Annotated in this window: 11 protein-coding genes and 1 pseudogene; 5 read left to right on the top strand and 7 right to left on the bottom strand. The window is 71.6% G+C overall.

Annotated features, from left to right (window positions below):
• Window positions 1-184: 184 nt before the first annotated feature.
• From A4R44_RS37860 to A4R44_RS37850, 3 genes and pseudogenes are all read right to left on the bottom strand, one after another.
• Window positions 185-829 (bottom strand): GntR family transcriptional regulator, encoded by a 645-nt coding sequence (locus A4R44_RS37860; protein WP_067591965.1) that lies wholly within the window; start codon window positions 827-829, stop codon window positions 185-187.
• Between the two features lie 322 nt (window positions 830-1151).
• Window positions 1152-1763: pseudogene (locus A4R44_RS37855) on the bottom strand (NAD-dependent epimerase/dehydratase family protein); the annotation flags it as partial.
• A gap of 115 nt (window positions 1764-1878) precedes the next feature.
• Complete coding sequence (locus A4R44_RS37850; RefSeq protein ID WP_067591961.1) at window positions 1879-2664, bottom strand: SDR family NAD(P)-dependent oxidoreductase; 786 nt, start codon at window positions 2662-2664, stop codon at window positions 1879-1881.
• 101 nt (window positions 2665-2765) lie between these two features.
• Here A4R44_RS37850 and A4R44_RS37845 point away from each other — a divergent pair, with 101 nt between their 5' ends.
• Window positions 2766-3380, top strand: a complete 615-nt coding sequence (locus A4R44_RS37845) for a TetR family transcriptional regulator (protein ID WP_095213866.1) — start codon at window positions 2766-2768, stop codon at window positions 3378-3380.
• 429 nt (window positions 3381-3809) lie between these two features.
• Here the strand turns inward: A4R44_RS37845 and A4R44_RS49605 are convergent, their stop codons facing one another.
• Complete coding sequence (locus tag A4R44_RS49605; protein WP_067591955.1) at window positions 3810-4421, bottom strand: amidohydrolase family protein; 612 nt, start codon at window positions 4419-4421, stop codon at window positions 3810-3812.
• Between the two features lie 869 nt (window positions 4422-5290).
• On the opposite strand from A4R44_RS49605, the gene A4R44_RS37830 reads away from it, so the two are divergent.
• Window positions 5291-5944, top strand: a complete 654-nt coding sequence (locus A4R44_RS37830) for a GntR family transcriptional regulator (RefSeq protein ID WP_067592140.1) — start codon at window positions 5291-5293, stop codon at window positions 5942-5944.
• 240 nt (window positions 5945-6184) lie between these two features.
• Here A4R44_RS37830 and A4R44_RS37825 read toward each other — a convergent pair whose 3' ends face one another.
• Entirely contained in the window at window positions 6185-7402 is a 1218-nt protein-coding gene (locus A4R44_RS37825) for an amidohydrolase family protein (RefSeq protein WP_067592136.1), read from the bottom strand.
• A gap of 335 nt (window positions 7403-7737) precedes the next feature.
• Window positions 7738-8259, bottom strand: a complete 522-nt coding sequence (locus A4R44_RS37815) for a class II fructose-bisphosphate aldolase (protein WP_232791963.1) — start codon at window positions 8257-8259, stop codon at window positions 7738-7740.
• Here A4R44_RS37815 and A4R44_RS48540 point away from each other — a divergent pair.
• Window positions 8200-8346, top strand: a complete 147-nt coding sequence (locus A4R44_RS48540; protein WP_157905100.1) for a hypothetical protein — start codon at window positions 8200-8202, stop codon at window positions 8344-8346. The genes A4R44_RS37815 and A4R44_RS48540 overlap by 60 nt on opposite strands.
• 531 nt (window positions 8347-8877) lie before the next feature.
• Here the strand turns inward: A4R44_RS48540 and A4R44_RS37810 are convergent.
• On the bottom strand, window positions 8878-9774 hold the full coding sequence (locus A4R44_RS37810; protein ID WP_067591949.1) for a DMT family transporter: 897 nt from the start codon (window positions 9772-9774) through the stop codon (window positions 8878-8880).
• An 82-nt stretch (window positions 9775-9856) separates the two neighbouring features.
• Between A4R44_RS37810 and A4R44_RS37805 the strand changes: the two genes are divergently transcribed.
• Window positions 9857-10750, top strand: coding sequence for a LysR family transcriptional regulator (locus A4R44_RS37805; protein ID WP_067591946.1), 894 nt, complete (start codon window positions 9857-9859; stop codon window positions 10748-10750).
• A gap of 508 nt (window positions 10751-11258) precedes the next feature.
• Entirely contained in the window at window positions 11259-13793 is a 2535-nt protein-coding gene (lanKC, locus tag A4R44_RS37800) for a class III lanthionine synthetase LanKC (RefSeq protein ID WP_067591943.1), read from the top strand.
• Window positions 13794-13816: the final 23 nt, after the last annotated feature.

The following is a 13816-nucleotide window of genomic DNA, read 5'->3' as shown; positions in this document are numbered from 1 at the left end:
CGGAGCCGATGCCGGAGCGGGGTGCGACCGGGCCGGAGCCGATGCCGGAGCGGGGTGCGACCGGGCCGGTGCCGATGCCGGTGCTGAGTTCGACCGGGCCGGTCGCCCCGCGCCAAGGGACGGGCATGCCCGCCCGGTGCGGGGCGGCGACCGCCGAATCCCCGGCGAACCTGCCCCTCGCCCGTCAACCGCCGCCGCGCCCCAGCCCGCGCAGATGCCGCCCGCTCTCCATGTGCTCCATCAGCAGCGCTTCCACGGCATCCGCGTCCCGCCGCGCGATCGCGTCGTACAGCGCCCGGTGCTCCCCCGCCACCCGCTCCAGATCCTCGTGCTGGCCGAGCAGCCACCGCATCCGGCTGCGCAGCGTGAGTTCCAGCTCGTTGAGCAGCTCGTTCCCCGCCATCGCCGTGACGGCCTCGTGGAAATCCGCCGCCGCGCGATGGGCCGCTACCGCGTCACCGGCAGCGGCCGCGGCCGTTTCCGCGTCCAACGCGGCACGCAGCTGATCCCGACCGGCACGCGAATGGCGGGTCGCCGCGAGCTTGAACGTCAGGACTTCCAGCGCCGCACGCACTTCCTGCAAGTCGGCGACGTCGCTCGCGGTGAACTCGCGCACCACTGCCCACGTCCGCGGGCGCGGCGTGACCAGGCCTTCGGCGACCAGCGTTTTCAGCGCGTCCCGCACCGGTACCCGGCTCACGCCGAGGTCCGCGGCGAGATCCCGTTCGACGAGCTTGCTTCCCGGTTTGCGCGCCCCGTCCAGAATCTCGTCCCGGAGCCGCCGCACGACCCGGTCCGTCTCGGATTCGACGCCCTGTTCCGCTGCCATCCGGCCATTCTCGCACCACCGCCCGGACCGTCCACTGTGGCCAGTTCCTTCTCAGCGCGGATTCGTCTTCCGCCACCCCGCGTAATCCGCCACCGCCGCCCGCACGCCGAACTCCGGCGCGAAAACCCGTTTCCTCCCGGAGCCGCGAAATATCCAGATACGGCCCGGTCGCCCCGCCGGGCCGCAGCTGATCCGGCAGGCCCGGCGCGATCTCCGCGAGCGCCTCGGCGAATTCCCGGTTCGTCACCGGCTGCCCGCGCGACACGTTGTACGTGTCGTGCTTCAACGACGGCACCGTGGTCAGCAACGCGATCGCGCGGCCGGCGTCGGGTGCGTAGCAGCAGTCGAACCCCTCGTCGGCAACCAGCGGACGCGGCGGGTCACCGCGCAGTCCGGCGTTGAGGTAGGACGGGATCGGGAAGAACGGCGATTCCGGGTCCACCAGGGGACCCCACACCGTCCCGATCCGCAGCACCACGGGTTCGACGCCGCTCCCCCGCAGGCTGTGCGTCGTGAGCGGTTCGACGGCCTTCTTGAACGCCACGATCAGATGCGGCAGATCCGCGGGCGGCAGCGACAGGTCCTCGCGCCAGCTCGGCTCGTCGCAGCCGATGCACACGCCGAGGCTGCTCGCGACCGCGAACCGCCGCACCCGCCACGTGCGGGCCGCGTCGAGCGCGTTGGCCAGGCCGGTCAGGTTCGTCCGGAAGAACGCGACCGGGTCGTCGCCGGGGACGCTGCCCGCCAGGTGGACGACCTCGGTGATGTCGTACCGGCCGCCGAGTGCGAGAAAGGCGTCCCGGTCGGTCGCGTCGAGCGTTTCCAGGGCGGCCCGGCCCGCCAGGAACGACGGGACGTCCGTCCGCCGGTGCCCGGTGACCAGAACCTCCCGCCCCAGATCGGCCAGCGCCCGGGCGGTGTGCGCGCCGATCATGCCGAGGCCGCCGGTCACGAGGATCATCGCCGCACCCCGCATCGGGCGGTGGAGAACTCTGTCATGCGGCGAAGCTACGGCCCGCCCGCCTGCCGGTTCTTGACCACATCGCGCATCAGAAGTGCGTGCCGCCGTCGATGCGGACCTCGGTGCCGGTGATGAACGCGGCGTCCTCGCTGGCGAGCATCGCGACGACCGACGCGACCGTCTCCGGACCGGCGAAACCCTGACGCAGCGCGGGAAGCAGCTTGCCGAGCAGGGTGAAGTCGGCGTCCTCGGGGAAGCCGGGACCGACGCTCTGCTTGCTCTTGCCGCTGCCGTCGGTCATCCCCGAAGAGATCGAACCGGGCTGCACGGCGGTGAACCGGATGCCGTCCTTCGCGTATTCGGACGCCAGCGCGTGCGTCATCGACTGGATGCCGCCCTTGCTCGCCGCGTACGCCGCCATGTACGGGTGCGCGAACATCGCCGACGTCGAGCTGAAGTTCACCACCGCCGGGCCGCTGCCTTCGCGCAGCGCCGGGATCGACTCGCGGATCATCAGGAACGTGCCGACCAGATTGACGCGCAGGACCTGCTCGAACTCCCCGAGCGGCATCTCGTGGGTATGCGCCGACCGCAGGATGCCCGCGGCGTTGACGAGCGCGTCCAGCCCGCCGAGCTGCTCGACCGCCGACGCGACCCCGGCCTTCACCGACGCTTCGTCGGCGACGTTCACGACCACGGTGCTCAGCCGGTCCGCCGCGGCGCCCGCCTTCTCGACGGTGTCCGCCAGGCCCGCTTCGCTCACGTCCGCGGCGACGACACGTCCGCCCTCGGCCAGCATCCGCAGCACTGTCGCCTGCCCGATGCCCGAGCCCGCTCCCGTGACCAGCACACGGCGTCCTTCGTAACGGTTCATGGTCCGCTCCTTTCATCTACCGTCATGTTACGCCTATATGGCAGATTGTGCCACTTTGACTAGGCCTGCATGCTTGACAGTGATCGGGTAGCGTGGCGATGGTGAGCGGAAAGACCCCGACCCTGACCGAACGGCGCAAAGCGGCGACGCAACTCGACATCGCCCGGGCCGCCGCTCGCCTGTTCACCGAGCATGGCGCACAGGGAACGACAGCGGAAGCGATCGCCGCCGCGGCGGGTGTCGCTCCGCGCACCTTCTACCGCTACTTCCGCACCAAAGAGGACGCAGTCGCCCCGCTGCTGGTCGTCGGCGCCGACTCGTGGCGGGACCACCTCGCGTCGACGCCCGAAGGAACGCCGCTGCTGAAGGCGGTCGAGGACGCGATCCGCAAGACGATCTCCGCCGCCGACGCCGCCCCGGAATTCAGCTGGACACGCGGCTTGCTGCGAGCCGCGAGCGGGGACGACCCGGCGTTGGCGGCCGTGTGGCACCGGGTGAACGGCGAATCCGAGACCCGGCTGCGTCCCGTGCTGGCGCGACTGGCCCCGGAGGCGGACGAGGTGACGGTGCATCTGGTCGCGGCCGCGGCGACGGATGCCATTCGGATCTCGCTGGAGCTGTGGGCTGGGACCGAGGAGAAAGCGGCGCCGGTGGAGTTGGCGGTTCGGTGTTTCCGCGGGTTGTCGGGCGGGCTCGCGAGTGCCGATCACGGTTAGAACCGGGACCGGCGGGCACGAGCCGGCCGGTCAGCGGAACTCGTGCACGGCCTCGATCTCCCCGGCCAGGTGGCGCGTTGAACTCCGGCGGCTCCTCGGCGGGAACCCACAGCTCCAGGATCGTCTCGCCGCCCGCCTGCCGCACCGGATAACGGGCGAGGAACGCGTCTCGACGCGGAAGCGGGTCACGTAGCCGGCGCCGTCGTACCGGACGTTCCAGTCTCGCTCGACCTTCACCGCGTAGCCCTCGTTCAGCACCGGGTAGAAGATCGGCTGCTCCGGCGACCACGCGGACCAGCCCCAGCTCCGCCGGACCGGCCGGGCGCCACAGCTCCGTCGCCGGGTTGTCCATCGCGTCCCCCTTTCGACGGCACAAGCTAGCCGTCGGCCGGCGACCGGTTTTGCCTCGTCCCGCCACTGCGATCCGGTCTACCAAAGCGCGCCCCGAGTCTGGCCTCCCGCATCCCCGTCCACCAGCACCGGCTGGCCCGCGACGACGGAATGCGTTGCCTGGCGGGCGGTTCCGGAGAGCCGGAAAGTGCGGATCGGATCGTCCCGCACGCCGTCGCGGAGGTCGCCGGCGTGGAATGCGACGAGGTCCGCCTCCGCACCCGGAGCCAGCTTGCCGAGATCGCCGCGGCGGAGCGCACGGGCGCCGCCGAGGGTCGCCGCCTCGACGTACCACTCCGCCGGGGCCGCGTCGGCGCGGTCGTCCGTCACCTTCGCCAGATGCACGCCGACATCCATGCCGCGCACCAGGTCCGGCGGGAAGGAATCCGTGCCCAGACACAGGTTCCGCCCTGCTTCGCGGCATTCGCGGAACGAGCGCGGGGCGTGGCCGTAGCGGAAGGACGTGAGCGGGCAGTGGATCACCCACGCGCCGGCCGCGGCCAAGGTCGCGACGTCGCCGTGGACGCCGGGATGGCGGTCGAGGACGTGGCCGTGCGGGATCAGCAGCCGTTCGCCGAGCAGGCCGGTGCGCTTGAGCATTTCCAGCGGCGTTACGCCGTATCGGTCCAGGATCAGTTCGCGCTCCAGCACGCCTTGCGGGCAGTGAAGCCGCACCCAGGACGTCGCGCTCGCGCGCCGCGTCGGCGGAGGCGCGCATGAGGTCTTCGGTGAGGGTCTCGATGCGACACGGCAACAGAACACCGTTGACGAGCGGATCGTCGAGTTCCTTCGCGTGGTCGAGGAACCGCAGCGCGTCGGCTAGCCCCTGGTCGCCGCGGGGTTCGGCGAAGGGTACCGTCCACAGTGGCCACGTTGACGCCGGAACGGTAAGCCGGGCCCAGATATCCGCGCAGCCCGAGGTTCCGCGAGAAGTCCGCCATCGCGACGAGTTCGTCGTACGGTTCGGCCCACGACGAATGGATCTCCGACGCGATCGGCATGAAGGTCGTGACTCCGTGCGGCGCCAGCTGAACGAGCGCGTACTCGCGAACGGTCTGCCGTNTCTGCCGTTCTTCCGGCGTGAAGACGTCGCGGCGGCGGTGCGCGAAGTAGTCCTCCGGCCATTGCAGACCGGCCGCACGGTCCGCCGCGGCCCAGGAATCGAGGACGAGACGGTCTGCATCGGGCAGCGCGTCCAGGTCGATCAGGCCCGGGAGGACGAGCGATTCGCCGAGGCCGACGCCCAGGCCGGTCGTTCCGGCGTACCGCGGGCCGACGTGGGCGGCGACGTCGTCCTCCCCGGCGACCTCGCCGTTCTCCAGCAGGGCGTGCCGCCCGTTCTGATGGGCCGGCACATGGCGGGCACGCCAGCGAGCGCGCATCGGGGTCCTTCCGCTCGGTGCGTTGCGGTATACCAAACGGCGGAACCTGGCGGCCAGACCTTGCCGGGTGCGGGTCTTTCCGGGAACCTGGGAGGAGATTCGCCGATCCTGTCGGTGACAGCGGCGGGAGGGGGTCGGATGGAGCCGGGTTTCGCCTCGGAGTCCAGCCGCGTCGCCGAACGGCTGCGGAACGAGATCCTCGACGGCACGCGGGCTCCCGGCAGCAAGCTGGTCGAACGGGATCTGGCCGCGGAGACGGGCGTGAGCCGGGTGCCGGTGCGGGACGCCCTGCGCGCGCTGGGAAACGAGGGCCTGGTGACGCCGCGGCCGCGGTCGTGGTCGGTGGTGCGGGAGTTCACCGCGTCGGATGTCGCGGACCTCAACGAGGTGCGCACCGCGTTCGAGGGCCTCACTTTCCGGCTCGCCGCGCAGCGCCGCACCCGCGAGGGCCTGGCGCGGCTGCGGGAGGTGCTGGACACGGAACTGCGCGCCGCCCGCGCCGGCGACGCGGTCTCCGCCCGCCGGGCGGCCGCGGACTTCCACGAGGTCGTGACATCGCTGTCGGCGAACGAACTGCTCGGCGAACTGGAGCGGACGTTGCGCAGCCGGATGCGGTGGCTGCTCGGCCAGCACGACGACCTGGAAGCGATGGCGGCGGAGCACGAGCTCTTGTACGAGGCGATCGTGGACCGCGACGTCGAGCGGGTGGAACGGCTGGTGCTGGCCCATCTCGCGACGGGCACCAGCGAGGCGGCGCGGCGGCATCCGCCGGGGGAAGCCTCGACCGGTTGAGCCGCGCCCGTGAGCGCGGAGCTTCCCCAGCCAGGCTGGGCGCCGGGAGCCGAACGCCGGTGCGGCTCCCCGCTCCCGCTGACGTCCGTGAGGGGAACCCTGCGGGAATCTGATTCCTTCAGGGTTCCGCTCATGGACGCTCGCGCCGGCGAGACCGCGCCCGTCGATCAGAAACCCCATCGCGGCCGAGGCGTCGGCGTCGGCCCGGCGGCCTCTCCCGGCCCCGCCGGACTTCGCCCGTCAGAGGTCGGCGACCGCCAGCCCGNCCAGCCCGTCCGCCACGACGACGCCGTCGTGCAGCACCGTCCGGTCCTTGCCGCGGTCCATCACCGCGCTGGTCGGCGTCTCGCCGTCCACCAGCACCAGATCCGCCCGATCGCCGGCCGCCACGCCGGGCCGGTCGGCGATCCCCGCCAGCCGGGGCACGTCGTGGCTCAGGATCGACGCGCCGCCGATCGTCGCGACCGCCAGCGCCATCTCGATCAGCTCGTCGCGCCGGAACCCGTGCGTGAAGGCCAGCTGCCACGTGCGGTCGAGAAGATCGCAGTTGCCGTACGGGCTCCAGTAGTCCCGCTGCCCGTCCTCCCCCAGCCCGACGCGCACGCCCGCGGTCGTCAGCTCCGCCAGTGACAACTGCCGGTCGACCGACGGCGCGACCGTGGCCATCGCGATGTCCAGCTCCGCGAACGTGTCGATCAGCCGGCGGCTCACCGCTTCCGAAACCGAGCCCAGCTCGTACGCGTGCGACATGGTCACCTTGCCGCGCATGTCCAGCGCGCGGACCCGCTCGATCACCAGGTCCGTCGAAAACACGCCCAGATGCCCCGGTTCGTGCAGATGGATGTCCACCTCGACGCCGTACTTCTCGGCCAGCCCGAACACGACGTCCAGGTGCCCCTTGGGATCCTTGTCGAGCGAACACGGATCGATCCCGCCGACCACCGACGCGCCCGAACGCAGCGCGGCCTCCAGCACGTCGGCGGTGCCGGGCTCGCGCAGGATCCCTGCCTGCGGAAATGCCATCACCTCGACGTCCGCGTGCGCGGCGAAGCGCTGCTTGGCCGCGAGCACGGCGTCGAGCTTTTCGAGCCGGCAGTCCACGTCGACCTGCGCGTAGGTGCGCACGCGCGTGGTTCCGTTCGCGATCATCCGCTCCAGCGTGCCCGCGACGCGTTCCGGCAGCGGCACCTCGGCGTTCCGCCAGTTCTCGCGGTCGTTCAGCATCATCGCCCAGACGCCCGGCGCCCCGGTGTGCGGCCGGAACGGCAGGCCGACCCGCGTCGAGTCGAGGTGCACGTGCACGTCGCTGAACGACGGGAACAGCAGCCGCCCGCGCCCCTCGACCGCCTCCCCTCCGGACGCCGCCGGATCATGCGGGCGAACCGCGGCGATCCGGCCGCCGGCCACCTCGACGTCGCTGCGCTGACCGCCCCAGGGACGGACGTCACGGATCAACACGGAGAGCACCTTTCTCAACGGGAGCGCTTTGGTATACCAAGCCTACCCCGGGCCGGTTCGGCCGGGACAGCCACCGGGAGACGCCGACAGCCGAGCGATACCGGCTGGATCCGGATCGGGCCAGCCTCTCCCGCCGGTGCGCTGACCGGCCCCGTGCCGCAGACGGCCGCGTTCGACGGCGGACAGCGGCGGATTCGCGTCGCCGAATCCGGCGAACGGACAGTCGCGGTGGAATACTCGCAGGTTGTCCTCATCGCGGCCGGCCAATTCGACCCCGCCGCTGTCTCCTGTCTCTCGCACGGCCATCGCGCCTTCGTGTTCGAGTGCGGAGCGCCCTACGTCTCCCGCGCACGGCCGTCGACGAGATGGTCGATACCGGACTCGTTGACTTCCCTCCACGCGCGTCGCCGGAACTCAGCCAGCGAACGCAGAAGCCGGGCAGTCTCCGAAGCCATCCCCAACCGGAGGTAATTCCGCGGATCCGCCGCGTCCGGCTGCTCCTCCAGGAACTGCCGAACCGACCGCGTGAACAGGCCATTGAGATGCGTCGAGATAGTGACCTTCGCCGTCCCGCTCACCACGGCCCCGCGCAGTTCCTCGTCCGGCAGTCCTGACGAACCGTGCAATACCAACGGGACCAGTACCGCGTCTCGCAGCCGGGCCACCAGCGCACGGCCCGCCTGGGCCGTCCGCCCCACCATCGCGCGGGACGTCCCCGCGGCCACCGCCAGGGCGTCCGCTCCGGTCGCGGTCACGAAGTCCGCCGCTTCGGCCGGGTCGGTGCGGGCATCGGGCGCGTGTACCCCGTCCTTGCCGCCGGCATCCGCCCCACGCGGGTCGACGCGCTTCCGCCGCAGCTGGCCGCGCTCAACCGCACCTACCTGAGCACTGCCGAACTCGTGGTGCGCCCGGCGGCAGCGCGGGAGCGGCTATCCCGGTTCTAACCGGAATAGCCACTCACGACGTCTCTTCTTGACCGCGCGGCGCGGTGATCCGCTAAACCCAGCCGGGAAAGCGGATGTGCCCGCGAGCCCCGTCGCCAGGACGTCTTCGCACCTTCCGAGGCGGGGCCGTACTCACCATCGCCGGAGTCACCAGCTGCAGTCGCTCCCTGGTCGGATTTCTCCCGCAATCGCGCGAAACTCAAGCCGCGCGGGCAAACCCCGCTCGCCGCGCCCGGCGAGGCGAGCGCGGCGGTTTTCCGTTCCGTGCGAGGCCGGATCCTGCACCTGCTCGAACGAGCGGACGGCGACGTCGCAGGGGCCGGGCAGGCGCTGGATTGCGCGCGGTCGGCAGCGCGCGGGTCGCGACCCGGTGGCGCGGCGGGCCGGAAATCCGGTTGCCGGCCGCGAATTCGGTGGAACTGGCCGAAAAGCCGGCCGCGGACGGCGTGCCGCCGGAGCAGATCCGCCGGGTGCTCGCCAATCCGCGGTTCACCGTGTCGTCCTACCCCCCGTGCCGGGGTGGGGACGCGGTCAACGACGGCGGGAGATGGCTACGCCAGCCAGGCACAGCACGCCGCCGACGAGGCCGTACGCGGTCGGGGTTTCGGCGAGCAGCAGCCAGGACAGCAGCACGGCCGCCGCGGGCACGGCGTAGGACACCATCGTCAGCCGGCCCGCGTCCGTGCGGCGGAGCGCGTACGCCCACGCGGTGAAGCCGACCGCGGTGGGGAACACTCCCAAGTAGACGCTGCCGAGCACCGCGCCCGCCGGAGCCACCCGCAGTTCGCTGACCAGCTGCGGTGTCCAGGGCAGCAGGACCACGGTGCCGACGACGCAGCCGAGCCAGATCGCGGTCAGCCCGTCGACGTGGCGCAACGTCACCTTCTGGACCATGACTCCGGCGGCGTAGAGCACGGCGGCCAGCAAGCACAGCAGCACGCCGGCCCAGTCGTTGCTCCCGGTGGCGCCGGTCGCGATCAGCGCGGCCCCGCCCAGCGCGACGAGCGAGCCGATGACGAGCGAGCGCGAGAAGCCTTCGCCGAGGAACTTCCCGGCCGCGACGGCGACCATCAGCGGCGCGAGGTTCACCAGCAGCGCCGCGGTCCCGGCGTCGACCTGCCGCTCCCCCGCGTTGAGGACGACGGTGTACGCGGCCAGCCACAGCACGGCGTAGGCCGCGACCAGCAGGAACGCCTTGCGCGACAGCCGGATGCGAACCGCGCCCTTGGCCACGGCGAACACGGTGAGCGTGACGGCCGCGACGGCGAGCCGCAGCAGTGCCAGCGGTGCCGGAGACAGGGCGTGCCCGACGCTGCGGATAGCGACGAACGACGAGGCCCACAGCACGACGGCGAGCCCAGCGGCGGCCGCGATCTTGCCGAAGTCGGACTTGCCGGCGGGCGGGACGGTTTCCACGAGATCGGTCACTCAGCCATCGTCGCCTCAGCCAGCTGTACAGCACAAGCGATGAGTTCTGTACCTCCGTTAAGGAGTGCTGTACATTCGCCGCATGCTGGACATTCCCCGGCTCCGCGTGCTGCGCGCGGTCGTCGCGTCAGGGTCGATCCGCGCGAGCGCCGCCGCGCTCGGCTACACGCCGTCCGCGGTGAGCCAGCAAATCACCACGCTGCACCGGGAGACCGGGCTGCAGCTGTTCGAACGGTCCGGCCGCGGCATCGAGCCCACCGAGGCCGGGCGCACCCTCGCCGCCGAGGCCGAGGCCTTGTTCGAGGCGTTCAGCCGGGTCGAGCAGGTGGTGAGCGAACTGCGCGCCGGACGCGTCGGCCGCCTGTCGATCGGCTACTTCGGCTCGGCAGGCTCCACGTGGCTGGCGCCGACCGTCGCCGCGCTCCGCACCGAGTTCCCCGGCCTGCGGCTGGACCTGATGCTGACCGAGTTCACGCCGGGCGACCCGGACATCGACATCTTCGTGGAGGAAACCGGGGCCGAGCACCCCGGGTCGGTCGTCGTGCACCGGCTGGCCGAGGACCCGTACCTGGCAGTCGTCCGCCTCGACGACCCGCTCGCCGGACTGGCGGAAGTTCCGCTGGCCGCACTCGCCGAACGGCATTGGGTCGACAACGACCTGCGCGAAGGCCCGTGCCGTCAGGTGCTGCTCAACGCCTGCACGCAGGCCGGATTCTCGCCGGGTTTCGTCGTCGAGACGCACGACTACCGGACCGCGATGTCTTTCGTGGCAACGGGAATCGGGCTGACGGTGGTGCCGGAACTCGGCATCGGCGAACTGCCGGAGGGCCTCACCACCGTGGCGCTGGCCGCCCCCGCCCCGGTCCGGCATCTCAGCCTGGCGGTGAAGAAGCCGATCGCGGCGCATCCCGCCGCCCGGCGTGCGGTGGAGCTGCTGGAAGGCCTGGTGCGTTCGGGGAAGACGCTGGCCGGGTGAGGCACTCGGGCCGGGGTGGCGCCGGAACGCCGTGAAGGGCTCCTTGAGGGAATCGGATTCCCTCAAGGAGTCCTTCACGGCCGCGGCAGCCGGAGGCGAGAATCGGGCAGCACCCCGATTCTCCGGTAACGAATGCGGCACATTCCCGCCGCGAATGCGCCGCCGCCACCCCGAATGGACCAATCCGCACCGGGTTCGCGCCGCACGACGGACGGAAGCCAGGTCACCGGAACGGGTTGATGACCTTCCGCCAATTTCTCCGGCTCTTTCCGCGCCGACCTGGGTCGAGCGGCCGGGAAACATCTTCGTTACACCCCGATCGGGTAGGGATGACTCACGCGCAGTCCCCATTTTTGCGACCCAAACCCGCGTCCGTCACCCTCACGAGGAGCCGCGAACCCCCGGGTTGGCGGATTGGCCGGGACACCCCCCTCGTGCGGCAATGGTGTCACCGTCCGACATCGAAGTCGCCCGGTTTTCCTCAGGAAAAAGGGAAGGGCTCGTTTTCATGGACGTCCGGTACGAGGCTTTCTGCTTCGCCGATCCGCTGTTCTTCGACGAACCGCGGGAAACCCCGGGCGCGGCAGGCGACCTGGCCGCGGGGCTGCCCCGGCCGGGACCCGGGTGGACGGACGAGGCGCGCGGGATCTGGCGGTCGCTGCGCCCGCCGGGGCGGAAACTTCCCGCCCAGGGCTGGAAAATCCACGTCTCCGCGGGCCTGGACAACGCGGCGGACGTCCTGTCCCGCGTGCATCAGTACTGCGTGGAGCGGCGGATCGCGTACAAGCATCTGCGTTCCCGGGCGACCCTGGTGAGCCGCAATTCGAAATACGCGCCCCGCGCGGGAAGCGGCAAGCTCGTCACGATTTACCCGCACTCCGAAGAGGCGCTCGCCACGATACTGGCCGACCTTTCCGCCGAACTGGAAGGCGAGCACGGCGCGTATATTCTGAGCGATCTCCGCTACCGCGAAGGCCCGCTTTACCTCCGGTACGGCGGATTCGCCGAACAGTGGACCGAACACGCCGGAACCCGGGTGCTGGCAATCCGCCGTCCGGATGGCACGCTCGTGCCCGACCGGCGGGAACCGTCCTTTTCCGTGCCGGATTGGGTGCCGATTCCGTCCTGTTTGTCCGAGAGCCTGGCCGCGCGCAAGAACGGAGCCCGATTCCCGTACCGGGTGACCGGTTCCCTGCACTTTTCCAATGGCGGCGGCGTCTATCTGGCCGAACGAGGGGCCGAGGGGAAGACCGTGGTGCTGAAGGAGGCCCGGCCGCATGCCGGACTGGACCGGGAGGGCGCCGACGCGGTCGCCCGGCTGAACCACGAGCGGGAGGTACTCGAACGGCTGGCGGACGTTCCGGGCATCCCGCGCGTGTACGAGCAGTTCACCGTGTGGGAGCACCACTACCTGGCGATGGAGCACCTGCCCGGCATCGCGCTGAGCAGCTGGCTCGCCCGGCACTACCCGCTCACCAGCGGCACCCGGGCCGAAAGCGGGCTCGCGGCCTTCCGCGAACGCGCTCTGGCCGTGCTCGCCCAGGTCGAGCGCATCGTCGCGGACATCCACCGGCACGGGATCGTGTTCGGCGACCTGCACGGGAAGAACATCCTGGTCGACGAGCAGGACCGGGTGTCGCTGATCGACTTCGAACTGGCCGTCGACGCCGATTCCGGCGACCGCCCGGGGCTGGGAGCCCCCGGCTTCCGCGCACCCGCCGACCGCAATGGTTTCGAGATCGACGAGCACGCCCTCGCGGCGCTGCGGCTGTGGCTCTTCCTGCCGCTGGTGATGCTGCTGGAACTCGCGCCGGGCAAGCTGCGCGGGCTCGCGGACTTCGCGCAGCAGCGGTTCGGCCTGCCGGACGGGTACGCCGACCGCGTGGTCTCCGTGCTCGCCCCGCGCACCGCGCCGCCCGCGACGCACACCGCGCTCGACGAGCCGCGGCCGGACTGGTCGCTGGTCCGCAAGCAGATCGCGGAAGCCATCCTCGCCACTGCCACTCCAGACCGGACCGACCGGCTGTTCCCCGGCGACATCGAGCAGTTCCGCTCCGGCGGCGCGGGTTTCGGTGTCGGCGCCGCGGGCGTGCTGCACTCGCTGCACGTCGCCGGAGCCGGCCGCTATCCGGAGTACGAGCAGTGGCTGCTGGCGGCCGTCCGGCGGCAACCGCCCTCGCGGCCCGGGTTCTTCGACGGCAGCCACGGCATCGCGTACGTCCTCGAAGAATTCGGCTACGCGGCAGAAGCCGGCGAACTGCTCGCCGCGTCGCAGCCGCTGGTCGACCAGACCACCGACCACGGCCTGGAAAGCGGGCTCGCCGGGATCGGTCTCACCCGCCTGCACTTCGCGACGACCCGCGGCGACAACGAGTTCGGCCGCCAAGCGCTGGACGTCGCCCTCAAGCTCGCGACCGCGTTCGAGACCGCCGACCCGCCCGGCCGCTTCGCCAGGGCCGGACTGCTCAGCGGCTGGTCCGGGCCCGCGTTGCTGTTCCTGCGCCTGCACGAGCACACCGGCGAGCCGTCCTGGCTCACCCTGGCCGACCGGGTGCTGGCCCGCGACCTGGAGGAATGCGCTCCCGCGCCGGACGGGTCGCTGCAGGTGCGCGACGGCACCCTGCGCCTGCTCCCCTACGCCGCGATCGGCAGCGCCGGGATCCTGCTGGTGGCCGAGCAGGTCGCCCGGCGGCTGCCGGACTCCGCGGCCGCCCGGAGCCTGCCCGGGCTGCGGGCCGCCTGCCGCGGGGAGTTCGTGATCCACCCGGGCCTGCTCTACGGCCGGTGCGGGCTCGCCGCCGCGCTGTCCTTCGCCGACGAGCCCGATCGGGAAGCCCTCGACCTGCACCTGGCGCGGCTGTCCTGGCACGGCGTGCCGTACCGCGGCGGGCTGGCCTTCCCCGGCAACCAGCTGCTTCGCCTGTCGACCGACGTCAGCACCGGCAGCGCGGGGGTCCTCCGCACGCTCGCCGCACTACTGGACGGCGCGGAACTGCTGCCCTTCCTGGGCTCCGCACCGTCCCCGCACACCTCCGGCCGATGAGCGCCGGCGGACCCCGAGAGAAA

It is taken from the genome of Amycolatopsis sp. M39 (assembly GCF_001651785.1).
Lineage (GTDB): Bacteria > Actinomycetota > Actinomycetes > Mycobacteriales > Pseudonocardiaceae > Amycolatopsis > Amycolatopsis rubida.
Note: the sequence above shows the minus strand (reverse complement) of the source record. Positions and strands in the feature narration are given on the sequence as shown.

Coding starts and splice junctions, on each gene's coding strand:
- A4R44_RS37830 (WP_067592140.1), top strand. CDS start 5,291: ATGGAGCCGGGTTTCGCCTCGGAGTCCAGCCGCGTCGCCGAACGGCTG.
- A4R44_RS37850 (WP_067591961.1), bottom strand. CDS start 2,664: ATGAACCGTTACGAAGGACGCCGTGTGCTGGTCACGGGAGCGGGCTCG.
- A4R44_RS37860 (WP_067591965.1), bottom strand. CDS start 829: ATGGCAGCGGAACAGGGCGTCGAATCCGAGACGGACCGGGTCGTGCGG.
- A4R44_RS37805 (WP_067591946.1), top strand. CDS start 9,857: ATGCTGGACATTCCCCGGCTCCGCGTGCTGCGCGCGGTCGTCGCGTCA.
- lanKC (WP_067591943.1), top strand. CDS start 11,259: ATGGACGTCCGGTACGAGGCTTTCTGCTTCGCCGATCCGCTGTTCTTC.